General features: G+C 70.7%; 20 protein-coding genes. 16 read left to right on the top strand and 4 right to left on the bottom strand.

Annotation, left to right across the window (positions count from 1 at the left end):
- Nucleotides 1-6 precede the first annotated feature (6 nt).
- From ACU6WZ_RS06360 to ACU6WZ_RS06345, 4 genes are all read left to right on the top strand, one after another.
- Entirely contained in the window at nucleotides 7-564 is a 558-nt protein-coding gene (locus ACU6WZ_RS06360) for a GNAT family N-acetyltransferase (protein WP_447032143.1), read from the top strand.
- A 234-nt stretch (nucleotides 565-798) separates the two neighbouring features.
- Nucleotides 799-924, top strand: coding sequence for a hypothetical protein (locus ACU6WZ_RS06355; protein ID WP_447032142.1), 126 nt, complete (start codon nucleotides 799-801; stop codon nucleotides 922-924).
- Nucleotides 925-1,001: 77 nt separating this feature from the next.
- The gene (locus ACU6WZ_RS06350; RefSeq protein WP_447032141.1) at nucleotides 1,002-2,045 is read left to right on the top strand and encodes a 3-isopropylmalate dehydrogenase; all 1,044 of its coding nucleotides are present in this window, start codon (nucleotides 1,002-1,004) and stop codon (nucleotides 2,043-2,045) included.
- A gap of 250 nt (nucleotides 2,046-2,295) precedes the next feature.
- Nucleotides 2,296-3,387, top strand: a complete 1,092-nt coding sequence (locus ACU6WZ_RS06345; protein WP_447032140.1) for a branched-chain amino acid aminotransferase — start codon at nucleotides 2,296-2,298, stop codon at nucleotides 3,385-3,387.
- Nucleotides 3,388-3,688: 301 nt separating this feature from the next.
- Here the strand turns inward: ACU6WZ_RS06345 and ACU6WZ_RS06340 are convergent, their stop codons facing one another.
- A complete protein-coding gene (locus tag ACU6WZ_RS06340) occupies nucleotides 3,689-5,101 on the bottom strand; it encodes a cytosine permease (protein WP_447032139.1) in 1,413 nt (470 codons plus the stop codon).
- Nucleotides 5,102-5,240: 139 nt separating this feature from the next.
- Between ACU6WZ_RS06340 and ureA the strand changes: the two genes are divergently transcribed.
- The 12 genes from ureA to ACU6WZ_RS06280 all read left to right on the top strand — a co-directional run bounded on the left by ureA (nucleotide 5,241) and on the right by ACU6WZ_RS06280 (nucleotide 22,496).
- On the top strand, nucleotides 5,241-5,936 hold the full coding sequence (gene ureA, locus ACU6WZ_RS06335) for an urease subunit gamma (RefSeq protein WP_447032138.1): 696 nt from the start codon (nucleotides 5,241-5,243) through the stop codon (nucleotides 5,934-5,936).
- Complete coding sequence (locus ACU6WZ_RS06330) at nucleotides 5,933-7,621, top strand: urease subunit alpha (RefSeq protein WP_447032137.1); 1,689 nt, start codon at nucleotides 5,933-5,935, stop codon at nucleotides 7,619-7,621. Before ureA ends, ACU6WZ_RS06330 begins: the two co-directional genes overlap by 4 nt.
- Nucleotides 7,622-7,630: 9 nt before the next feature.
- Nucleotides 7,631-8,671: an agmatine deiminase family protein gene (locus ACU6WZ_RS06325; RefSeq protein ID WP_447032135.1), complete on the top strand. Its 1,041-nt coding sequence runs from the start codon at nucleotides 7,631-7,633 to the stop codon at nucleotides 8,669-8,671.
- A 68-nt stretch (nucleotides 8,672-8,739) separates the two neighbouring features.
- Entirely contained in the window at nucleotides 8,740-9,357 is a 618-nt protein-coding gene (locus ACU6WZ_RS06320; RefSeq protein WP_447032134.1) for a TetR/AcrR family transcriptional regulator, read from the top strand.
- Between the two features lie 359 nt (nucleotides 9,358-9,716).
- Entirely contained in the window at nucleotides 9,717-11,318 is a 1,602-nt protein-coding gene (gene cimA / locus ACU6WZ_RS06315) for a citramalate synthase (protein WP_447032133.1), read from the top strand.
- Between the two features lie 91 nt (nucleotides 11,319-11,409).
- The gene (locus ACU6WZ_RS06310) at nucleotides 11,410-11,766 is read left to right on the top strand and encodes a VOC family protein (protein ID WP_447032132.1); all 357 of its coding nucleotides are present in this window, start codon (nucleotides 11,410-11,412) and stop codon (nucleotides 11,764-11,766) included.
- Between the two features lie 42 nt (nucleotides 11,767-11,808).
- Nucleotides 11,809-13,134, top strand: a complete 1,326-nt coding sequence (locus ACU6WZ_RS06305; protein WP_447032131.1) for a hypothetical protein — start codon at nucleotides 11,809-11,811, stop codon at nucleotides 13,132-13,134.
- A gap of 282 nt (nucleotides 13,135-13,416) precedes the next feature.
- Nucleotides 13,417-13,926 (top strand): hypothetical protein, encoded by a 510-nt coding sequence (locus ACU6WZ_RS06300; protein ID WP_447032129.1) that lies wholly within the window; start codon nucleotides 13,417-13,419, stop codon nucleotides 13,924-13,926.
- Nucleotides 13,927-14,046: 120 nt separating this feature from the next.
- On the top strand, nucleotides 14,047-17,955 hold the full coding sequence (locus ACU6WZ_RS06295; protein ID WP_447032128.1) for an endo-alpha-N-acetylgalactosaminidase family protein: 3,909 nt from the start codon (nucleotides 14,047-14,049) through the stop codon (nucleotides 17,953-17,955).
- Between the two features lie 180 nt (nucleotides 17,956-18,135).
- Nucleotides 18,136-20,520, top strand: a complete 2,385-nt coding sequence (locus ACU6WZ_RS06290; RefSeq protein WP_447032127.1) for a polysaccharide lyase 8 family protein — start codon at nucleotides 18,136-18,138, stop codon at nucleotides 20,518-20,520.
- A gap of 163 nt (nucleotides 20,521-20,683) precedes the next feature.
- A complete protein-coding gene (locus tag ACU6WZ_RS06285; protein WP_447032126.1) occupies nucleotides 20,684-22,267 on the top strand; it encodes an acyl-CoA carboxylase subunit beta in 1,584 nt (527 codons plus the stop codon).
- A gap of 34 nt (nucleotides 22,268-22,301) precedes the next feature.
- Entirely contained in the window at nucleotides 22,302-22,496 is a 195-nt protein-coding gene (locus ACU6WZ_RS06280) for an acyl-CoA carboxylase subunit epsilon (protein WP_447032125.1), read from the top strand.
- 166 nt (nucleotides 22,497-22,662) lie between these two features.
- Here the strand turns inward: ACU6WZ_RS06280 and ACU6WZ_RS06275 are convergent, their stop codons facing one another.
- The 3 genes from ACU6WZ_RS06275 to ACU6WZ_RS06265 all read right to left on the bottom strand — a co-directional run bounded on the left by ACU6WZ_RS06275 (nucleotide 22,663) and on the right by ACU6WZ_RS06265 (nucleotide 24,293).
- Nucleotides 22,663-23,244, bottom strand: a complete 582-nt coding sequence (locus ACU6WZ_RS06275) for a GTP-binding protein (RefSeq protein WP_028813754.1) — start codon at nucleotides 23,242-23,244, stop codon at nucleotides 22,663-22,665.
- Nucleotides 23,225-23,788, bottom strand: coding sequence for a DUF742 domain-containing protein (locus ACU6WZ_RS06270; protein ID WP_447032124.1), 564 nt, complete (start codon nucleotides 23,786-23,788; stop codon nucleotides 23,225-23,227). Before ACU6WZ_RS06270 ends, ACU6WZ_RS06275 begins: the two co-directional genes overlap by 20 nt.
- Nucleotides 23,789-23,879: 91 nt before the next feature.
- Nucleotides 23,880-24,293, bottom strand: coding sequence for a roadblock/LC7 domain-containing protein (locus ACU6WZ_RS06265; protein ID WP_447033890.1), 414 nt, complete (start codon nucleotides 24,291-24,293; stop codon nucleotides 23,880-23,882).
- Between the last annotated feature and the right edge of the window lie 9 nt (nucleotides 24,294-24,302).

Here is a 24,302-nt window from a genome sequence, read left to right as displayed (position 1 = left end):
CGGTGCATGACTGAGCCGATGGCCGCCGCCCGGATGCGTACCGCCCACACGAGTGACCTCACCCCCGACGAGCTGCGGGAGATCCGCGCCCTGCTGGACGCCGCCTTCGACGGCGACTTCAGCGACGACGACTGGGACCACACGCTGGGCGGCGTCCATGCCCTCGTCCACGACGGGCAGGGCCTCGCCGCACACGGCAGCGTCGTCCAGCGCCGCGTCGTGCGCCGCGGCCGTTCGCTGCGGGTGGGTTACGTCGAAGGGGTGGCCGTACGCGCCGACCGCCGCAGACAAGGGCTGGGCGGGGCGGTGATGGAGGCGCTGGAAGGGGTCGTCGACCGGGCGTACGCCCTCGGTGCGCTCTCCGCGTCCGACGACGGGGCCGCGCTCTACCAGGAGCGTGGGTGGACGGTGTGGCCGGGGCGGATCGCCGCGCTGGGCCCGGACGGCGCCGTGGCGCTGCCCGAGGAGGAGGGCTCTACATACATACGACCGGCGGCTGGGGGAGCGCTCGGGGACCGCTCCGACGCGCTGTTCTTCGACTGGCGCGACGGCGATCTGCTCTGAAGCGGACACGACGGGACCCCCAGGCGGCCAAGATCGCGTCTCAGATAGTAGGAAGTCCGAGTAATTGTGGAGACAGGGCGTCCACTCTCGCTTAGCTTGGAAGAAGCCGAACGTCTCGCTCCATCAGCGAACGGCGGTCGTGAGCCCGCGCCCGATGCAGGTAACCCCTGCGGCGCCCGCTCCCCGCCCATTCCGGCACCTCGAAATCACTGTGATCTCCAGGAGTCGATCATCATGGCCGAGACCGCCCGACGCGTCCGCCGCACCTCCCGTACCACCGACACCGACCGCCGACAGGCGGCCGAGGCCCTCCAGCGGGCCCTCGACCGCCGCGACAACGGCGGTTCCACCGGCCACTAGGACCTGGCCCCCTACCGCGCAGTCCGAATGGCGGACGCACGGTGTCAGAGGGTGGGACGCGGGAGTAAGGTGCCGGCATGTCTCGCAGCCTCAATCTCGCAGTGATCCCTGGTGACGGTATCGGCCAGGAGGTCGTGGCCCAGGGCCTGAAGGTCCTCGAAGCCGTGCTCCCGCAGGATGTGAAGCTGGAGACCAAGGAGTACGACCTCGGCGCCCAGCGCTGGCACCGCACCGGCGAGACCCTCCCGGACGCGGAGCTGGACTCCCTCAAGCAGCACGACGCCATCCTGCTCGGCGCGATCGGTGACCCGTCCGTGCCGTCCGGCGTCCTGGAGCGGGGGCTGCTGCTCAAGCTGCGGTTCGCCTTCGACCACTTCGTCAACCTGCGCCCCTCCAGGCTGCTGCCTGGCACCGCGACACCGCTGGCCGGCCGCCCCGACATCGACTTCGTCGTCGTGCGCGAGGGCACCGAAGGCCCGTACACCGGCAATGGCGGCTCGCTGCGCACCGGCACCGAGCACGAGGTCGCGACCGAGGTCAGCCTCAACACGGCGTTCGGAGTCGAGCGGGTCGTCCGTGACGCGTACGAGCGGGCCGACGCCCGACCGCGCAAGAAGCTGACGCTGGTGCACAAGAACAACGTCCTGGTCTACGCCGGCCACATGTGGAAGAACATCTTCGACAAGGTCGGCCAGGAGTACCCCCAGGTCACCACCGACTACCTGCACGTCGACGCCGCGACGATCTTCTTCGTCACGCAGCCCGAGCGCTTCGACGTCATCGTCACCGACAACCTCTTCGGTGACATCCTCACCGACCTCGCCGCTGCCGTGACCGGCGGCATCGGCCTGGCGGCCTCCGGCAACATCAATCCGACGGGCGCGTTCCCGTCGATGTTCGAGCCGGTGCACGGCTCCGCGCCCGACATCGCGGGCCAGGGCAAGGCCGACCCGACAGCCACGATCCTCTCCGTGGCCCTCCTCCTGCGCCACCTCGGCTTCGAGGCGGAGGCCCTCCGTATCGAGGACGCGGTCACCGCCGACCTCGCGGAGCGCGACGGCGCCGCCACCCGCACGACCGACCAGATCGGCGACGACCTCGCGGTACGCGTAGCGGGCTGACCCGACGGACTCCTCCCACAGCCGCCGGGTCACCGACACCCGGCGGCTGTGCTTTGCCGCGGCCGGGTGCGACCATCGAACCCGGACCGCATTTCACGCCTTTTGGGCAGCCGCCGTCCGAGGCACTTCTCATACCCGCCCCCCTTCGCGCGATAATCGAACGCGGGGCCGCGGTATGAGGGGAAGCTCGGACGTCCTACTTCAGGCGTGAGCGCGGTCCACCCACACAACCGGTGAAGGACACGCACTCATGACGACGACGCCCACGATCGAGCTCAAGCCCTCCGCGCACCCGCTGTCGGACGCGGAGCGCGAAGCGATGATGGCCAACCCCGGATTCGGTCGGCACTTCACCGACCACATGGTCACCATCAGGTGGACGGACGGCCGAGGCTGGCACGACGCTCAGCTCGTGCCGTACGCGCCGCTTTCGATGGACCCGGCCAACATGACCCTGCACTACGCGCAGGAGATCTTCGAGGGCCTCAAGGCCTACCGGCGTCCCGACGGCTCGGTCGCCACCTTCCGACCCGACATGAACGCCAAGCGCTTCCAGGTCTCCGCGCGGCGCCTGGCCATGCCGGAACTGCCGGTCGAGACGTTCATCGAGGCCTGTGACGCACTCGTCCAGCAGGACAAGGCGTGGGTTCCGGCGCACGGCGGCGAATCCTCCCTGTACCTGCGCCCGTTCATGATCGCGAACGAGGTCGGCCTCGGCGTGAAGCCGGCCAACGAGTACCTCTTCCTGGTCATCGCCTCGCCCGCCGGCTCGTACTTCCCCGGCGGCGTCAAGCCCGTCTCCATCTGGCTGTCCGAGAACTACGTGCGCGCCGTCCCCGGCGGCATCGGCTTCGCCAAGACCGGCGGCAACTACGCCGCGTCGCTGCTCGCCCAGGCCGAGGCCGCCGCGCAGGGCTGCGACCAGGTCGCCTACCTCGACGCGGTCGAGCACAAGTGGGTCGAGGAGCTGGGCGGCATGAACCTGTGCTTCGTGTACGGCGACAAGATCGTGACCCCGGAGCTGACCGGCTCGCTGCTCGCGGGCATCACCCGTGACTCGCTGCTGCGGCTCGCCGGTGACCTCGGCTACACCTCCGAGGAGGGTCGCGTCTCCATCGACCAGTGGAAGCGCGACACCGAGAACGGCACGCTGACCGAGGTGTTCGCCTGCGGCACGGCCGCGGTCATCACGCCGGTCGGCACGGTCAAGTCCGCGGGCGGCGAGTGGACGCAGTCCGCCGGGCGGCCGGGCGAGGTCACGTTGAAGCTGCGGGAGGCGCTGCTCGGCATCCAGACGGGCAAGCGGGACGACATCCACGGCTGGATGCACCAACTGGCGTGACGCCGGGTGGGGGCGCGGGGGAGGGGCCGCTGAGCGCGCGGCCACTCCCCGGGCCCCGGACCCCGCACCCCCTTCGGGCGTTGTCGTCAAAGGTGAACTTTGTCCATACGGCCTGGTGCGCGATAGGGGGCGGATCAGCCCGCGGCGTCGGATGCGGTGCATCGCAAGGCGGCGGAGCGTCCTCATAGCGGAGCTATCAGGGCGTTTCGCCAACGCGGCGAGGTGCCGTAGTCGGCGTCGCGGGCCCGTCCCCTATCGCGCACCAGGCCGTTACCCGCCGACCGGGCAAGGCTGGTGCCACTCACGCCGGGCTGCGGACCTCCGCCGCCGGCTTCACGCCCGCCCTCGCCGTCGCCACCGTGTACGCGAGCCCGCCCACCACGCCGGAGAGCACGAAGCTGCAGTCGACGCCGCCGGTGAGGGTGAGCAGTGGGCCCTGGTAGACCGTGGTGGAGACCGCCGCGAGGCCGACGCCCGCGCCCAGCGCCCAGGACGCGGTGGCCGCTACGTTCCAGCCCGCTCGGTACCAGTAGACGCCGCCCTTGGCGCGGCGGTTGAAGACCTGGAGGGCCTCCGCGTCGTACTGACCGCCGCAGCGTACGTACCCGATCAGCGAGATCACGGCCCACGGGGTGCCGATCGCCGTCAGCAGCAGGACGAAGGACGTCATCGCGGACTGCGCGTCCCAGGCGAAGGAGCCGACGAAGACGAACGCGGTCGCCACACCGGCCGCCGCCACCGTGGCCCGGGTGCGGGTGGTCCGCGGCATGATCGCGTCCAAGTCGAGGCCCATCGAGTAGAGCATCAGCCCGGCGTTGCCGACGGACCCCGCCGACGCGGCCAGCAGCAGCGGCGCCAGGTACCACAGGGGCGCGGCGCTGACCAGCGGTCCCGCGTACTCCAGCCCCGCGCGGGCGGCGAGCGCCGTGTACGTGCCGAACAGCTGCGGCACCAGCAGGCCGAGGAACAGGCCCAGACACGTTGCCCGGAGCACTTTGCGTGAGCTGTGGCGGCGCGGCGAGATGTAGCGCGTGTAGTCACCGAGCAGCGTGATGAAGGCGACCGGGCCGCTCAGCCCGGCGGCGACGGCCGCGAGCAGCCAGGTGGACCAGAAGGAGTCCAGCAGGTACGGGGTGTCCGGAGGCGCGGCCGCGGTGAAGTCGCCGGCGTACGCGAAGACGCCGAGCAGCAGCAGGGCGAGCATGACGAAGGACAGCACCTTGCTGAGGCGCAGCAGCAGGCGGTAGCCGTAGACCGCGGCGACCACCGTGCACAGGGCCAGCAGGGTGTACATCACCGCGCGCGAGGCCCCGTCGTCGGGCAGCCCCACGAGCCGGGACAGGGCACCCACCATCACGTCGCCGCCGATCCACACCGTGAGGGCGGTGTAGCCGAGCGACAGCAGCAGGCCGACGACCGATCCGACGAGCCGTCCGCGTACGCCGAACTGGGCGCCGCTGGACGTGGAGAGGTTGGTCGCCGTACGCAGCGAGATCAGTGCCAGCGGCGCCGTGAACGCGATGCCGACCGCCGTGCCGACGACGATCGCGGTCACCGAGGGCAGCAGGCCGAGGCCGAAGGACGGCGGCAGCCAGCCGAAGACGATGACGCCCAGGCAGAGGTTGGAGCCGAGCAGGATGGAGACGAGGTCGCGCGGCCCGCTGGTGCGCTCCTCGTCGGGGATGGTGTCGACGCCGCGCTGTTCAATCGGCATGGATGGATCTCCCGGTGTGCCGGACAACAAAAGTTTTGAGTGCTGTTCAATGTGACTTAGGCCTAGGCCGCACGTCAATGTTTTCAGGCCATGAAGCTTGTGGTTAGAGTGAAGTTCTAAACCTGGGAGGTGTGGCGGCGTGCGACTGACCCCGACGGAACGCGACCGGCTGCTGCTGTTCGGAGCCGCCGAGCTGGCGCGGGCGCGCCGGGCCCGTGGGCTGCGGCTCAATGTGCCCGAGGCGACCGCGCTGATCGCGGACACGGTGTGCGAGGCGGCCCGCGACGGGCGGCGGCTCGCCGAGGCGATCGAGGCCGCGCGTTCGGTGCTCGGCCCCGACGACGTGCTGCCCGGCGTGGCCGACGTGGTGACCGAGGTGCATGTGGAGGCCGTCTTCGACGACGGCTCGCGGCTCGCGGTCGTGGCGTCGCCGATCGGCGGTGGAACGCTGGGCCGGGACGCTCCGGGCGCGGTGTTGCCCGGTCCCGCGGACGCGGAGCAGGAGCCCGCGGTGCGGCTGACCGTACGCAACACCGCGACCGTGCCCGTCAGTGTCACCTCCCACTTCCACTTCTTCGAGGCGAACCCGCGTCTGCGCTTCGACCGGGCGGCGGCGTACGGCATGCGGCTGTGCGTACCGGCCGGCTCGTCCGTGCGCTTCGACGCGGGCGGCGAGGCCGAGGTCGGGCTCGTCCCGATCGGCGGCGCCCGGATCGCGATCGGCTTCGCGGGCTTGGTCGACGGCCCGCTGGACGCGCCAGGAGCGAAGGAAGAGGCCCTGCGTGCGGCGGCGGCCTGCGGTTATCTCGGAGCAGAGTCAGGAGCACAGGCATGAGCATCGATCCGCTGGAGTACGCCGCCGTGCACGGCCCCCGCGCCGGCGACCGCGTCCGCCTCGGTGACAGCGGGCTGACGGTGCGTGTCGAGTCCGACGCGCAGAAGCACGGCGACGAGTTCCTGGCCGGCTTCGGCAAGACCGCCCGCGACGGGCTGCATCTCAAGGCCGCAGCCGTCCGCGACACCTGCGACGTCGTCATCAGCAACGTGCTGGTGATCGACGCCGCGCAGGGCATCCGCAAGGTCTCGATCGGCATCAGGGAAGGCCGCATCCACGCGATCGGTCGGGCCGGCAACCCGGACACCCTCGACGGCGTGGACGTCGTCGTCGGCACCGGTACGTCGATCGTGTCGGGGGAGGGGCTGATCGCCACCGCCGGCGCCGTGGACGCCCACGTCCATCTGCTGTCGCCGCGCATCATGGAGGCCTCGCTCTCCTCCGGCGTGACGACGATCATCGGTCAGGAGTTCGGCCCGGTCTGGGGCGTCGGCGTCAACTCGCCGTGGGCCCTGCGGCACGCCTTCGGCGCGTTCGACGCCTGGCCGGTCAACATCGGCTTCCTGGCGCGCGGTTCGTCCTCCGACGCCGCGCCCCTCGTCGAGGCGCTGGCCGAGGGCGGCGCGTCCGGATTCAAGGTGCACGAGGACATGGGCGCGCACACCCGCGCTCTGGACACCGCGCTGCGGGTCGCCGAGGACCAGGACGTACAGGTCGCACTGCACAGTGACGGCCTGAACGAGTGTCTGTCGGTCGAGGACACCCTCTCCGTCCTCGAAGGCCGTACGATCCACGCCTTCCACATCGAGGGCTGCGGCGGCGGGCACGTACCCAACGTCCTCAAGATGGCCGGCGTCCCCAACGTCATCGGCTCGTCCACCAACCCCACCCTCCCCTTCGGGCGGGACGCGGTCGCGGAGCACTACGGGATGATCGTCTCCGTCCACGACCTGAAGACGGACCTGCCGGGCGACGCCGCCATGGCCCGCGACCGGATCCGCGCCGGGACGATGGGCGCCGAGGACGTCCTCCACGACCTGGGCGCGATCGGCATCACCTCGTCGGACGCGCAGGGCATGGGGCGTGCGGGCGAGACCGTGCGCCGTACGTTCCAGATGGCCGGGAAGATGAAGGCCGAGCTCGGCCCGATGGACGGCGACGGCCCGGACGACGACAACGCCCGCGTCCTGCGCTACATGGCGAAGCTCACCATCAACCCCGCCATCGCCCACGGCCTGGCCCACGAGATCGGCTCGATCGAGGTGGGCAAGCTCGCCGACATCGTGCTGTGGCGCCCCCAGTACTTCGGCGCGAAGCCGCAGCTGGTGCTCAAGTCGGGCTTCCCGGCGTACGGCGTCACCGGTGACCCGAACGCGGCCACCGACACCTGCGAACCGCTGGTCCTGGGACCACTGTTCGGGGCGTACGGCGCCACCCCGGCCGACATCTCGGTGGCCTTCGTCGCCCAGGCCGCCCTGGACCAGGGCAACGACCTGATGCCGACCCGCCGGCGCCGGGTCGCGGTGCGCGGCACGCGGGGCATCGGCCCGGCGGACCTGCGCCTGAACTCCCGTATCGGACAGGTCGGGGTCGACGGACACAGCGGACTCGTCACGCTCGACGGCGACCCGCTGCGCTCCGAACCGGCCGACTCGGTCTCCCTCAACCGCCTCTATTTCCTGTAAGGACCCGCCATGACCTACCGCATGCCCGCTGAGTGGGCCCCGCACGAACGCACCTGGATGGCCTGGCCCGGCCCCAACGTCACCTTCTCCAACGAGGACGAACTCGCCGCCGCCCGCGCCGCCTGGGCGTCGGTCGCCCGCGCCGTACGCGCCCACGAACCGGTGACCATGGTCGTCGGCCCCGGCCAGTCGGCCGGCGCCCGCGAACTGCTCGGCCCGGACATCGACCTCGTTGAGCGTGAACTCGATGACGCCTGGATGCGCGACATCGGCCCGACCTTCGTCACGGACGACGAGAGCGGCGAACTGGCCGCAGTGGACTGGGTGTTCAACGGCTGGGGCGCGCAGGACTGGGCGACCTGGGAGCACGACGCGAAGGTCGCCGGTCACGTTGCCGACCTGGCCGGCGTACCGGTGCTCAGCTCCACGCTGGTCAACGAGGGCGGCGGCATCCACGTCGACGGCGAGGGCACCGTCCTGCTCACCGACACCGTCCAGCTCGGCCCGGAGCGCAACCCGCAGTGGACGCGTCGGCAGGTGGAGGCGGAGATTCACGCCAAGCTCGGCACCACGAAGGCCGTCTGGCTGCCCCGGGGCCTGACCACCGACTACCCGCCGCACGGCTTCGGCACCCTCGGCCACGTCGACATCGTCGCCGCCTTCGCCGCGCCCGGCGTCGTACTCGCCCACACCCAGCCGGACCCGGCCCACCCCGACCACGAGCCGTGCAAGGCCAACGTCGCCCTGCTGCGCGCCCAGACCGACGCGCAGGGCCGCCCGCTGAAGGTCGTCGAGGTGCCGGCCCCTACCACCGTGAAGATCGACGGCGAGTGGGTCGACTACTCGTACATCAACCACTACCTCTGCAACGGCGGCGTCGTACTCTGCGCGTTCGACGACCCGCGCGACGAGGAAGCGGCCGAGATCTTCCGCGGCCTTTTCCCGGACCGTACGGTCACCCTGGTCGACGCCCGCGAGATCTTCGCGGGCGGGGGTGGCATCCACTGCATCACCCAGCAGCAGCCCGCAGCCGCCTCCCTGGACCGCTGACCGGCAGGCACCGCTTGTCAGGCACCGCTTATCAGGTAGAACGTACGGGTGCTTAATGTGAACGCCTCATGACCGAGCCCGCCGCCACCCCGCCGCCCCGCAGGCGCAACAGCGCCCCGCCCCGCGAGACCATGCTCGCCGCCGCCATGGCGAGCATCGCGGAGCGGGGGCTGGAGCGGCTGACCATGGCCGGGCTCGGCCGTGAGGTCGGCATGAGCAGCGGGCACCTGCTCTACTACTTCCGCAGCAAGGACGAACTGCTCCTGCAGACCCTGGAATGGAGCGAGGAGCAGCTCGGCGTGGACCGCAGGACGGCGCTCGCCCGGCAGGTCCCGGTGCGCGAGCGCCTTGACGCGTACGTCGACCTGTACGTCCCCTCCGGGCCCCGCGATCCGCACTGGGCGCTGTGGCTCGAACTGTGGAACCGCTCGTACGAGGTCGACGAGCAGACCAGGGCCCGGCTCCTGGACATCGAGATGTCCTGGCACCGCGACCTGGTGGCCCTGCTGGTCGAGGGCGCCTCGCGCGCCGAACTGCGCTCGGTCGAGGACGCCGACCGCTTCGCGACCCGGATACGGGCGCTGCTCGACGGATTCAGTACGCATGTGGCGATGGGGCTGCCGGGGTCGGAGCGCTCGCAAGTCCTGACGCAGATCGCCGAGTTCCTGGACGAGTCGCTGCACTGAGAGTCGCTGCACTGACGAGAAGCCGGTACTGGCGGGGAGTCGGTTTCGGCGGGAAGCGCGGGGGCACCCGGCGGCGTACGCCCGCATCGTGAGACGGGGATCCCATGCGGCGGTAGACGTGCGAGACTTCCCTCGTGTTCTCGTTCGCCATGATTATGGGCAGCAGGCGCGCCGGTCCCCAGTGACCGCCCCGTACCACCCCGTACGGCGCGGCCACCGTGCCCCAGACCCGCGCGCAGACCTCTCGCACCCGCGAGAGGTTTTTTCGTTTCCCGGCCCCATCACGGCCGGGGCGAGGCGCGCGCGATGATGGGGGCAAGTGGAGCCAGTCCTTCCACTCGACAGGAGTCCAGACAGCCATGACCACTTCAGGCCCCGACGACAGTTTTCACGTCTTCGACACCACGCTGCGCGACGGCGCCCAGCGCGAGGGCATCAACCTGACGGTCGCCGACAAGCTGACCATCGCCCGGCACCTGGACGACTTCGGCGTGGGCTTCATCGAGGGCGGCTGGCCCGGCGCCAACCCCCGCGACACCGAGTTCTTCGCTCGCGCGAAGGCCGAGATCACCTTTCAGCACGCGCAGCTCGTTGCCTTCGGCGCGACCCGCCGCCCGGGCGCCAGGGCCGCGGACGACCCGCAGGTCGCGGCGCTGCTCGCCTCCGGCGCCCCGGTCGTGACCCTGGTCGCCAAATCCCACGACCGGCACGTCGAACTGGCGCTGCGCACCACCCTGGACGAGAACATCGCGATGGTCCGCGACACGGTCGCCCACCTGCGCGCCGAGGGCCGCCGCGTCTTCGTCGACTGCGAGCACTTCTTCGACGGCTACCGCGCCAACCCCGAGTACGCGAAGGCGGTCGTACGGGCGGCCGCCGAGGCCGGCGCCGACGTCGTCATCCTCTGCGACACCAACGGCGGCATGCTTCCCGCCCAGATCCAGGCCGTCGTCGCCACCGTCCTCGCCGACACCGGCGCCCGCCTCGGCATCCACGCCCAGGACGACACGGGCTGTGCGGTCGCGAACACCCTCGCCGCCGTCGACGCGGGCGCCACCCACGTCCAGTGCACCGCCAACGGCTACGGCGAGCGCGTCGGTAACGCGAACCTCTTCCCCGTCGTCGCCGCCCTGGAACTCAAGTACGGCAAGCAGGTGCTCCCCTCGGGTGCGCTCGCCGAGATGACCCGCATCTCGCACGCCATCGCCGAGGTCGTCAACCTCACGCCCTCCACCCACCAGCCGTACGTCGGAGTCTCGGCCTTCGCGCACAAGGCGGGCCTGCACGCCTCCGCGATCAAGGTCGACCCGGACCTCTACCAGCACATCGACCCGGGCCTCGTCGGCAACCGGATCCGCATGCTCGTCTCCGACATGGCCGGCCGCGCCTCCATCGAGCTCAAGGGCCGGGAGCTCGGCGTCGACCTCGGAGGCGACCGCGAGCTGGTCGGCCGCGTCGTCGCCCGCGTCAAGGAACGCGAGCTGAAGGGCTACACGTACGAAGCCGCCGACGCCTCCTTCGAGCTCCTGCTCCGCGAGGAGGCCGAGGGCCGCGCCCGCCGCTACTTCCGTACGGAGTCCTGGAGGGCCATCGTCGAGGACCGCCCCGACGGTACGCACGCCAACGAGGCCACGGTGAAGCTGTGGGCCAAGGGCGAGCGCATCGTCGCCACCGCCGAGGGAAACGGCCCGGTCAACGCCCTTGACCGCTCCCTGCGCGTCGGCCTGGAGCGGATCTACCCGCAGCTCGCCAAACTGGAGCTGGTCGACTACAAGGTCCGCATCCTGGAGGGCAAGCACGGCACCGAGTCCACCACCCGCGTCCTGATCACCACCGGGGACGGCGAGGGCGACTGGTCCACGGTCGGCGTCGGGGAGAACGTGATCGCGGCATCCTGGCAGGCGCTGGAGGACGCGTACACGTACGGTCTGCTGAAGGCGGGCGTGGAGCCCACCGACTAGAGGGCCTGTCCGGCCCTGGGCGGCGGCTCGACCGGGGGACGCGGCGAGCCGCCCGCCGTCCGTCCCCCACGCCCGTCCCTCAGGAGGCGCGATGTCCGTTCGCAGAGTGGTGCCCGACATCCGGACGGAGTCCGCCGCGGCGATGCGGGCCAGCCGTGACTTCTACGGCCTGCTCGGTCTGGCCGAGGTGATGAACGAGGGCTGGGTCATGACGATGGCCGCCCCCGGCAACCCCACGGCCCAGGTCTCCTTCATGACCCGCGAGGAGTCGGCGCCCGTCCAGCCCGACGTGAGCATCGAGGTGGACGACGTGGACGCGGTCCACGACGCCATGGTCGCGAGCGGGGCCGAGATCGTGCACTCACTGCGGGACGAGGCGTGGGGCGTGCGCCGCTTCTTCGCTCTCGACCCGAACGGCACGGTCGTCAACGTACTGACCCACAGATAACCGAGCCTGCCCTTTTTTCACCCTTTCGGGTAGCGTCGAGGTATGAGAGCACGGCTGTTCTCCACCTTGTCAGGGTTGCTGCTCACGCTGGCGGCCGCCACCTTCGCCGCGGCGCCAGGAGCACAGGCCGCCCCGGGACTCGACACCGCGGCCGACGCGCTGCGCCAGGGCCCGGTGTACGTCGATCCACGCGCCGCCGGGCTGCTGCCGGCCGACGACGCGAACGCGCTGGAAGAGAAGATCCTCGACGCCGGAAAGCCGGTGTTCGTCGCCGTACTTCCGCAGAACGCCGACTTCCCCGAGCAGGACCTGCTGGTGGACCTGCGCACCCAGACCGGGATCACCGGGCTGTACGCCGTCCGGCTCGGTGACGGATTCGACGCGGCCGCCGACGCGAGCGTCATGCCGCCGCGCGCCGTCGACAACCTCACCAACTCCGTCGAGCCCGCCGAGGCGGGCGACGCCGTCACCCAGCTGAACACCTTCGTCGACGACGCCATAGACCAGGCGAAGGGCAGCGCGCCCGACACCTGGGAGAGCGCCGATGACGGCCCGTCCTCGGCCGTCGGTCTGATCACCTTCGCGGTCTTCCTGCTGGCCGCAGGCGCGGGAGTGTTCCTGCTGGTCAAGCAGAACAAGAACCGGCGCGCCGCGCAGGAGCGGGCCGCGCTGGACAAGGTGCGAGTGGTTGTCGACGAGGACATCACCGCCTTCGGCGAGACCCTGGAACGCCTGGACTTCCATCCCGCCGAGCCCGGCGCCGACGACGCGATGCGCTCCGACTACGAGCACGCTCTGGACGCGTACGAGAAGGCCAAGTCCGCCATGGCCAAGGCGACCAGGGCCGACGACGCCCGTGTGGTCACCGAGGCGCTGGAGGACGGCCGCTTCTCCCTCGCCGTCCTCGAAGCCCGCCGCGAAGGCGCCCCCCTGCCCGACCGGCGCCCGCCCTGCTTCTTCGACCCGCGCCACGGCCCCGCCACCGCGGACGCCGACTGGGCCCCGCCCGCCGGCACCACCCGCAGGGTCCCGGTCTGCGCCGCCGACGCGGCCAGGCTCGCCGACGGGCAGGAACCCGACTCCCGCATGGTCGAAACGGGCGACCGCCGCCGCCCGTACTGGGAAGCCGGACCGGCGTACGCCCCCTGGATCGGCGGCTACTACGCGGGCGGTCTGCTCCCCGGCATGCTGATGGGCACCATGCTCGGCTCGATGCTGTACGCGCCCGCGTACGCCGACTCCGGTGGTTACGAGGGCGGCGACCACTCCGGCGGCGACTTCAACTCCGGTGACTTCGGCGGTGGAGGCGACTTCGGCGGCGGCGGTGGTTTCGGCGGCGGAGACTTCGGCGGAGGCGGCGGCTTCTGACGCACGTACGACAGCACTGAGCCCCGGAAACGCTCGTCGCGCACCGGGGCTCAGCGCTGCGCGGGGCAACAGCGCGGGTGGGGTACCAGCGCGAGCGGGGCACCAGCGCCGCGTTCCACGTCAGACCCCATCGCGGATAGACGTTCCGGCAACATTCTCCCGACGCCCTCTGGCGGACGCGCGTAGAACTCGGGCACCATCTCCTTGCTCCACCTGCACAGCTGTTCCGTACATCCCCATGGTCATCACAGCCATCACGGTCACCAGCAGGAGGAAAACCCCGTGAGAATCCGCTCCGTCATCAGCGCGCTCGCGCTCGTCCTCGGCGCCCTCTTCGCGCCCGGCTTCGGCGTCTTCACCGGCGCCACCGAGGCCCAGGCCGTCAGCAAGGTCAGCCACTCCACCGCGACCTCGATGTTCCGCTCGTCCGGCATCACCTGGTCGTCGTCCGGCGGCTGCTCCGACCGCAACAACCCCACCTGCACGTCCTTCGAGCAGCTCAACCTCGCCAGCGCGCAGGGAGCGCAGACCCTCAAGAGCGCCAGCGGCTGCGCCCTCAACATCACCGGCGGCACCGAGACCGGGCACGCGGGCGGCACGTACTCCCACTGGAACGGCTACAAGCTCGACTACGCGAAGTACACCTGCATCGGGAGCTACATCAAGAACACCTTCACCTACATCGGTGTGCGCGGCGACGGAGCGCCGCAGTGGAAGTCCGGGTCCGGGAACATCTACGCGGACGAGGGCAACCACTGGGACGTGACGTACTACAACTGCGGCGGCTGCTGAGCGGCTCGCCTCCGGGCTCGCCCCGGGGCTTGGACTTCCGGGCGGCGGTTGTTGGACTGCCGCTGCCCGGAGGGCCTCGCTTCGTTGACGCCCTCCGCGCGGGGCGACTACTCAGTCCTCATGTCACCCAGATACCGAGCGGCGTACGCCGTCGCAGCCGCCTCGTCCGCCGTGTTCGCCCTGGCCGGGCCCGCCTCCCCGGCCGCCGCCCGCGCCCCGGTCGCGGCCCCGGCGGATCCGGCCGCCGCCGTCGCCGGCATCGTCATCGGCTCCGCGCACCTCTCGGTCGCCGTGGCCGCGGACTTCCCGCGGGTCCTGTCCTACACCGACCGGGCGGGCGGCGCCGCCCTCCTCGGCAGTACGCGGCCGGTCACCGAGGTCACCCTCAACGGCAAGGCGTACGCCGTCGAGACCAGGGGCGCACCTGCCGTCCGGCCCGACAGTGCCGCGTACACCCTGGCCTTCCCCGCCCTGCCCGGTGTCGAGATCGACGCGACGCTGTCCGTGACGGGGCGGGCCACGACCTTCCGGGTCACCGCCGTCCGGGACACCGAGGCGTTCCGGGTCGGGACCCTCGACATACCCGGGCACGACCTGGTTTCGGTCGGCAGCCGGGACGCGGGCGCCGAGACGGCGTTCACCCGCCTCGACCCCGACTCGACGAAGACCGCGGACGTGTTCGCCGATGTGACGGACGCGACGCCGGCCGACGCCGCGCCGGTGGGCGCCTCGTACGCCATCGTCAACACGGGCCGGCTCGCCGCGGCCGTCGAGTCCAACTCGTCGTACGACAAACCGAGCGGCCCGACCGGCGGCGACGACGCCCGGCTGTGGCACCAGGCCCGCACGGCCGACGACGGCAGCGTGCGCGTCGGCGTCTGGTCCGGCCAGTGGACCTACCGGGGCGCCGGGGCGCCTGCCCCGGGCAAGGATCTGCCGTGGTCCAAGGTCGTCGTGACACCCGACGCCAACGGGGACAAGGCAGTCGACTGGCAGGACGGCGCCGTCGCCTTCCGCGCGATCGGCGTCAAGGCGCCCGGCGGCGACGAGACCCCCGACCGCGTGATCACCCACATCCCCTTCAACTTCGCCAGTCAGGCCACCCACCCCTTCCTGCGCACCCTGGACGACGTCAAGCGGGTGTCGCTGGCGACGGACGGGCTCGGGCAGCTCGCCCTGCTCAAGGGGTACGGGTCCGAGGGGCACGACTCCTCGCACCCCGACTACGGCGGCAACTACAACAAGCGCGCCGGCGGCCTCACCGACCTCAACAAGCTGCTGAAGGGCGGCAGGAAGTGGGGCGCCACCTTCGGGGTGCACGTCAACCAGACCGAGGCGTACCCGGAGGCGAAGGCCTTCAGCGAGACCCTGGTCGACAAGACGAAGCCCGGCTGGAACTGGCTCAACCAGAGCTACTACATCGACCAGCGCCGCGACATCAACAGCGGTGACATGGCACGTCGGTTCCAGCAGCTGAGGGACGAGACCGACGCCAACCTCAGCCTTCTTTATATTGACGTCTATTACACCCACGGCTGGATCGCCGACAAGACGATGGAGGAGATCGGGCAGCAGGGCTGGAACGTCGCCACCGAGTGGGCCGACAAGTTCGAGCGGACCTCGCTGTGGTCGCACTGGGCCAACGACCTGAGTTACGGCGGCGCCACCAACAAGGGCCTCAACTCGCAGATCATCCGATTCATCCGCAACGGCGAGAAGGACGTCTGGAACAACGACCCAGTCCTCGGACAGACGGCTCTGGAGGACTTCGAGGGCTGGACCGGCGAGAGCGACTGGACGAAGTTCTCCGCCAACATCTGGCAGAAGAACCTGCCCGCCAAGTACCTCCAGCAGCACGACATCCTGCGCTGGGACAAGAGCGGGAACACCGTCGACTTCACCGGCGGCGTCCGCGGCTCCGTCGTCGACGGCCGGCGGACGTTCACAGCCGGCGGCGCGAAGGTCCTCGACGGCGACCGCTATCTGCTGCCCTGGCAGGGCAAGAAGCTCTACCACTACAACAAGCAGGGTGGATCCAGCACCTGGGAGCTGCCCGAGAAGTACCGGAAGACCAGCGCCTTCACCGTCCACCGGCTCACCGACAACGGCCGCGTCGACGCCCGTACGGTAGCGGCCACCGACGGCAGGGTCACCCTCGACGCCGCCGCCGGCCAGCCGTACGTCCTCTACCCGAAGGACAGCGCCCCCAAGGCCCGCGACGCGGCCTGGGGCGAGGGCACGAAGCTGGGGGACCCGGGCTTCAACGACGCCGGGCTGAAGGCCTGGCAGAAGACCGGCACCGTGGAGCGTGACACCGACAGCCAGGGCCGCAACAGCGCCGAGCTGACCGGTACCCCCACGGCCGCCGTCGGGCAGCGCGTGAGCGGTCTGAAGCCCGGCGAGCGTTACACCGCGTCTGCCTGGCTGGAGGTCGAGCCGGGCAAGGAGCGGCGTACGACGCTGTCGGCGGGCGGCGAGGAGACAGTGATCGAGCGGTCCACCGCCAAGGAGCAGACCGCCGCCAACGACTGGCACGGCACGTACTTCCAGCGCGCCAAGGTCAACTTCACCGCGCCCGCGAACGGCGCCACGACCCTGCGCGTCGAGGCGGCGCGGGGGAGCGCGGCTGAGGGGAGCGCGGCTGAGGGGAGCGCGCCGAAGGTGCGGATCGACGATGTGCGCCTTGTCGCCAACGCACCGGCCGGCAGGCCCGGCACCCTCGTGTACGACGACTTCGAGGCCGTCGACCAGGGCTGGGGGCCCTTCTTCAAGGGCGACGCGGGCGGCGCCACCGACCCCCGCACCCACATCGCGCAGAAGAACGCCCCGTACACGCAGGCGCGCTGGAACGGCAAGCGCATCGACGACGTGCTCGAAGGATCCGAATCGCTCAAGTCCCACGAGGAGAACACCGGTCTGGTCTACCGGACCGGCCCCGGCACCGTGCCGATGCGGGAGGGCCGCAGCTACCGCGTCGAGTTCGACCACCAGTCCAGCCACGCGGGCGCCTACGAGTGGGTGACCGGGTACGACCGGATCGGCGCCGACGGCGCGGCGGCCTCGGTCGAGACCCGGCGTACGCCCGTCGCGGCCACTTCGGACACCGAGCACTTCACCGAGACCGTCGTGGCGGGCTGCGGGGACACCTGGACCGGGCTGCGCAAGAAGAGCGGCGCCCCGGACGGCGCGGACTTCGTCCTCGACGGCTTCACCGTCACCGACCTCGGCCCGGCTCCGGACAATGCGCCCTGCGGCACGCTGGCCCTCGCGGCCACCGGCGAAACCCTGGAACCGGGCCGGAAGAACGAGGTCAAGGCCACCTTCACCAACCTCGAATCGGCCCCGGCCACCGGGGTCGAGGTGCGTCTGACCTTGCCGGAGGGCTGGCGGGCCGAGCCGGCCGGCCCGGTCGGGTTCGCCTCGGTCGCGCCGGGCGCCAAGGTGACGGCGGCCTGGCAGGTCACCCCGCCGGTGGACGCGAAGTACCAGACGTACAGCCTGAGTTCGCAGGCGTCGTACGCGGTGGACGGCGAGGCCCGCAAGCTCGGGGCGACGGCCTCGGTACGCACGCTGCCGCCCCCGCCGACCACCGACACCTACGCCAGTGACCTCGACTGGACGTCGATGGACAACGGCTGGGGACCGGCCGAACGCGACATGTCCAACGGCGAGACGGCCGCCGGCGACGGAAAGCCGCTCACGGTCAACGGCGCGGTGTACGCGAAGGGGCTGGGCACCGCGTCACCTGGGAAGATCCGCTACTACCTGGGCGGGAAGTGCACATCCTTCACCGCGCAGGTGGGCCAGGACGACTCGCAGGGAACCCGCGGCAGCGTGCGGTTCGGCGTGTCCGCCGACGGCAGCGAGAAGGTCACGTCGCCGGTGCTGCGGGCGGCGGACGCGGCGTGGTCGCTGACGGCGGACGTTTCGGGCGCGACGTATGTCGACCTGGTGACGGGCGACGGCGGCGACGGCCCCGGCAACGACCACGCGGACTGGGGCAACGCCCGCTTCCACTGCGCCGCCTGACCCGGACGCCCCCTCGGCGTTTGAGGAGCGGAGGGCGGGTCGGGGAAACAGGCCCGCCCTCCGCAGGGATCGCAAGCGCTTTCTGTCGGTGCGGTCAGGGCCATTGAACGCCGCCGCACCCCGTGCTAGACCCATCCGCACAGGTCTGCACCACCGCCGCCCGCCCCATCGGAGGCCCCCGTGCCGCACACGCCCCCCTGGTCCCGCCGCACCTTCCTCGCCGCCGCGACAGTCACCGCGACAGCCGCCGCTACCGCAACCGTTTTCGGCCTCGCAGTCCCCGTCCCCGCCACCGCCCAAGACGCGAAAGCGGCCGACGAGTTCGACACCCTCCGCCACCGCTGGCTGGACCTCTCCCTCGGCATCGGCTACGACCCCACCGCCGACCCCTACGCCGCCCGCCTCGCGGAGACCGGCCGCCTTGCCGCCACCTTCCGCTCCTCCATGGCTCCCACCGCCACCTCCCTGTGGTCCGCATACCCGTTCACGCCCTCCGCCGGCATCACCCAGAGCTACAACCGCCTGTGGACCATGACCCAGGCCTACGCCCAGCCCGGCACCGGACTCACCGCCGACGCGGGGCTCCTCGCGGACATCGCCCAGGGCCTCGACCACCTGTCCGCGAGGATCTACAACCCCTCGACCACCCGCTACGGCAACTGGTGGGACTGGCAGATCGGCAGTCCCCGCTTCCTCATGGACATCGTCGCCGCCCTCCACGACAAGCTCACCGAAGCGCAGCGCGCAGCCGCCTGCGCCGCCGTCGACCACTTCATCCCCGACTCCGTGCTCACCAACTACTCCGGCACGAGCACCGGCGCCAACCGCGTCGACCTCTGCCGCTGCGTCGCCCTGCGCGGTGTCCTCGGCCGCGGTCCGGCGAAGATCGCCCTGGCCCGCGACGCCCTCAGCCCCGTCTTCCCGTACGTGACCAAAGGTGACGGCCTGTACGCCGACGGCTCGTTCATCCAGCACACCTGGGTCGCCTACTCCGGTACGTACGGGCAGGTCATGCTCGACGGGCTCGGCCGCCTCTTTACCCTGCTCGCCGGCTCCACCTGGGCCGTCACCGACCCGAAGCGTCAGATCATCCTCGACTCGGTCGAGAACGCCTACGCGCCCCTGATCTACAACGGCCTGATGATGGACAGCGTCAACGGCCGTGCCATCAGCCGTGGTTACCTCAAGAGCGACGACCGCCAGGTCATGCGCAGCGACCACTTCCACGGCCAAGGGCTCATAGCCGCCATCCCGCTCCTCGCCGGCTCGGCGTCCGAAACCGAGCGGCAGCGCTGGACCGCGATGGTCAAGGGCTGGATCGAGCGCGACCGTACGACGCCGCTGCTCACCGCGCCCCAGTTCGGCGTCGCCGACCTCGCCCGGCTGCACACCGTCGCCGCGTCGCCCGTGCTCGCGGCCCCGGAGCCCGTCGCACACAAGCCGTTCGCCTCCATGGACCGGGCCGTGCACCGGCGCCCCGGCTGGGCGGCCGGCATCTCCATGGCGTCGGAGCGGATCTCGTACTACGAGTGCGGCAACGGCGAGAACCCGCGGGGCTGGCACACCGGGGCGGGAATGCTCTACTGGTGGCCGGGAGCGCAGCACAACGACCAGTACACCGACTGGTTCTGGCCGACCGTCGACTTCTACCGGCTTCCCGGCACGACCGTGTCCACCAGGCGACTGGCCGACAAGGCGGGTGGCGAGTGGGGCGCGGCCAGGCCCGCGGCGAAGTGGGTGGGCGGCGCCACCGACGGCGAGTTCGCCGCCGTGGGCCAGCACCTGAGGGGCCTCGGCTCGACCCTGGAGGCCCACAAGTCGTGGTTCTGCCTCGCCGACACGGTGGTCTGTCTCGGCGCCGGAATCACGTCCACCGACGGTGTCCCCGCCGAGACGGTGGTCGACAACCGCATGCTCGGCGAGAACGGTACGCACCCGCTCACCGTCGACACCGCCCACACCGCCCCGCACTGGGCCCACCTGGAGGGCCACGGCGGCTGGGTGCTGCCCGGCGGCGCGGCCCTGAAGGCACTCCGCGAGGACCGCACCGGCTCCTGGAGCGACATCAACACCACCAGCACCACCACTCGCCGGACCCGCCGATACCAGACCCTGTGGCTCGACCACGGCACCGACCCGGTCGACGCCTCGTACACCTACCTCCTGATGCCGGGCGCCTCCCGGCGCATCGTCGCCGTCCGCGCCGCCGACCGCGGCTGGCTGAAAGTGCTCGCCAACACCCGCGCCCTCCAGGCGGTGTCCGTCCGCTCCCTCGGCGTCACCGCGGCCAACTTCTGGCAGCCGGGCACCGCCGAGCGGCTCACGGCATCGGCGCCGGCGAGTGTGCTCGTACGCAGGAGAGGGCGCGCCGCCACCCTCGCAGTCGGTGAGCCGACGCGCACCGGACAGCCGATTGACCTGACCTGGGATCACCAGCACCGCACCGTCCGCGTCGTCTCGAAGGACCCGTCCGTCGAGGTGCTGTCCGCCGACCGTACGCTGAAGCTCCGCGTCACGCCGGGCACGGCCGGGGCGAGCCACCACTGTGAGGTGACTCTCAGCTGACTGCGTTGCCCCAGTTGTCGGACCCCCACAATCCGAGAACGCTCTGAGCTGGTACTTAGGCTGCATTGCCGAAAGGTTCTGTTCAGGCCTGACAGGAGAACGGGCCGGAGACTGTGAAGAGTCGACGGCCTGTTTTTCTTGTGCGGCTTCGTAGGGTCAGTACATGACCGTTTTGGACGAGACGCCGCGCGAGCCCACCGACGCCCGAGGCCGGGTGGCCGAGCTGCTGGCCCTGCGCGACGAAGCCCGCCGCGGCCCCAGCGAACGCGCGACCGAAGCCCAGCACGCCAAGGGCAAGCTGACCGCCCGTGAGCGCATCGAGCTGCTGCTGGATCCGGGTACGTTCAAGGAGGTCGAGCAGTTGCGCCGGCACCGGGCGACCGGGTTCGGCCTGGAGGCGAAGAAACCGTACACCGACGGTGTCATCACCGGCTGGGGCACGGTGGAGGGCCGCACGGTCTTCGTGTACGCCCACGACTTCCGCATCTTCGGCGGCGCGCTGGGCGAGGCCCACGCCACGAAGATCCACAAGATCATGGACATGGCCATCTCGGCCGGTGCCCCGCTGGTCTCCCTCAACGACGGCGCCGGCGCCCGCATCCAGGAGGGCGTCTCGGCGCTCGCCGGGTACGGGGGCATCTTCCAGCGCAACACCCGCGCCTCCGGTGTCATCCCGCAGATCTCGGTGATGCTCGGCCCGTGCGCGGGCGGCGCGGCGTACAGCCCGGCGCTCACCGACTTCGTGTTCATGGTCCGCGAGACCTCGCAGATGTTCATCACGGGCCCCGACGTCGTCCGCGCGGTGACCGGTGAGGAGATCACCCAGAACGGCCTCGGCGGCGCCGATGTGCACGCCGAGACCTCGGGCGTCGCGCACTTCGCGTACGACGACGAGGAGACCTGCATCGCCGAGGTCCGCTACCTGATCTCGATGCTGCCCTCCAACAACCGGGAGAACCCGCCGGCGGTCGAGTCCGCGGACCCGGCGGACCGGCGCGGCGACGTACTGCTCGACCTGGTCCCGGCCGACGGCAACCGCCCGTACGACATGCGCAAGGTGATCGAGGAGCTCGTCGACGACGGCGACTACCTGGAGATCCACGAGCGCTGGGCCACCAACATCCTGTGCGCGCTGGCCCGCCTCGGCGGCCAGGTCGTCGGTATCGTCGCCAACCAGCCGCAGTCGCTCGCCGGTGTCCTGGACATCGAGGCCAGCGAGAAGGCCGCGCGCTTCGTGCAGATGTGCGACGCCTTCAGCATTCCCCTCGTCACTCTGCTGGACGTCCCCGGCTTCCTTCCGGGCGTCGACCAGGAGCACGGTGGGATCATCCGCCACGGCGCGAAGCTGCTGTACGCGTACTGCAACGCCACCGTGCCGCGGATCTCGCTGATCCTGCGCAAGGCCTACGGAGGTGCGTACATCGTCATGGACTCCCAGTCCATCGGCGCGGACCTCACCTACGCCTGGCCGACCAACGAGATCGCCGTGATGGGCGCCGAGGGCGCCGCGAACGTCATCTTCCGCCGCCAGATCGCCGACGCCGAGGACCCCGAGGCCATGCGTGCCCGCATGGTCAAGGAGTACAAGGCCGAGCTGATGCACCCCTACTACGCCGCCGAGCGCGGCCTGGTCGACGACGTGATCGACCCGGCCGAGACCCGCGAGGTACTGATCGCCTCCCTCGCGATGCTCCGCAACAAGCACGCCGACCTGCCGTCGCGCAAGCACGGCAACCCCCCGCAGTAATCCTGCGACGTATCCGACGAACACGGAGCCCCAGATGAACGAGTCCATGCTGCGCGTCGAGAAGGGCCACGCCGAGCCCGAGGAACTGGCCGCGATCACCGCGATCCTGATGGCCCGCGCCGCCGGCCGCGCCGACGAGGCGCCCGCCCACCACGGCCGTTCCACGGCCGGCTGGCGTCGCCTGGAGCGCACCCCGGGCTTCCGAGCGCCGCACAGCTGGCAGGGCTGAGGCCCGGCTCCTGCTGGGGGTCCGGGGGTCGTCCCCCGGGTGGGCGCAGTCGAGCGCCGCACAGCTGACAGGGCTGAGGCCGGCTCTTCACCGGCCTCAGCGCGTACGTACGAGAATGGTCCCGCACTCCTCGGAGTGCGGGACCATTCTCGTACGTACGCCGGTCCTACCGGAGCCGCGCCATCAGGGCGTGCTCTACGAGCGTGATCAGCGCGCTCTTGGCGTCCGCGCGGTGGCGGGCGTCGGTGGTGAGGATCGGGGTGTCCGGGCCGATCTGCAGGGCCTCACGGACCTCGTCGGGGTTGTACGGCTGGTGTCCGTCGAAGCCGTTGAGGGCGATGACGAACGGCAGCCCGCTGTTCTCGAAGTAGTCGACCGCCGGGAAGCAGTCGGCCAGCCGCCGGGTGTCGACCAGAACGACAGCGCCGATCGCGCCGCGCACCAGGTCGTCCCACATGAACCAGAAGCGGTCCTGGCCGGGCGTACCGAAGAGGTACAGGATCAGGTCCTGGTCCAGGGTGATACGGCCGAAGTCCATCGCCACCGTCGTGGTGGTCTTGTCTCCGGTGTGGGTGAGGTCGTCGATACCCGCCGACGCGGATGTCATGACGGCCTCGGTGCGCAGCGGGTTGATCTCCGAGACGGCTCCGACGAACGTGGTCTTGCCCACGCCGAAGCCGCCCGCCACCACGATTTTCGCGGAGGTTGTGGAGCGGGCTGCTCCGCTGCTAGAGCTTGCGAAGTCCACTGAGCACCCTTTCGAGCAGTGTCACGTCTGGCTGACCGCCGGCGGACTCGTCGCCGCCGGGCTGGTGAATGGCTACAAGTCCGGCCTCGGCCAGGTCGGCGACGAGGATCCGGGCCACCCCCAGGGGGATGGTGAGAAGTGCCGAGATCTCGGCGACCGACTTGATCTCGCGGCACAGGTGGCAGATCCGCTGGTGCTCGGGCAACTGCCCTTGCAGCCGGGCGGGGTCCGCCGTGGTGCTGACCAGTGCCTCGATGGCGAGCTGGTAGCGCGGCCGGGTCCGGCCGCCGGTCATGGCGTACGGACGCACCAGCGGGTTGTGGATCGACTGCGCGGGCGCGGGAGCCCGCCGGGACTGCGCCGGCTGCCGCTGCTCGTACTGCGACTGGTCGTACTGCGGCGGCTCGTACGGCGACTGCCCGTACGGCTGCTGCTGCCGGCTTGGACCGGAGGGGAAATGGAACCTGTTCTGCGAGGTGTCACCCTGATTCTGGCCCTGGCCGTAGGGCCAGTTGGCCGAAGAACCGTCCGGGGGTGTTGCCACGTTTCCTCCTCCGACTGCCGCGCGCCGATCGCTGTGGAGCCACGTCCCCGAACCCTAAAGCCCGGCCACTCCAAAGCACACTGTCTGTTTACTAGTTGAGAAGAGTTCCTTGCAGCTCGGCGCGGAGGTCCGGGGTCAGGACACTGCCTGCCCGGTCCACCAGGAGAGCCATTTCGTAGCCCACAAGACCGATGTCCGCGTCGGGGTGGGCGAGCACGGCCAGCGAGGAGCCGTCCGAGATCGACATGAGGAAGAGGAAGCCGCGCTCCATCTCCACCACGGTCTGATTGACCGCGCCGCCCTCGAAGATCCGGGACGCCCCCGCGGTCAGCGAGGTCAGGCCGGAGGCCACGGCCGACAGCTGGTCGGCACGGTCACGCGGGAAGCCTTCGGACATCGCCAGCAGGAGTCCGTCGGCGGAGACCACCACGGTGTGGGACACCCCGGGGGTGTTGTCCACGAAGTTGGTGATCAACCAGTTCAGATTCTGCGCCGCCTGGCTCATCGGGCTCAC

The sequence above is a fragment of the Streptomyces hypolithicus genome (assembly GCF_052934925.1).
The sequence above is the reverse complement of the archived record's forward strand: the minus strand, read 5'-3'. Positions and strand labels throughout refer to the sequence as shown.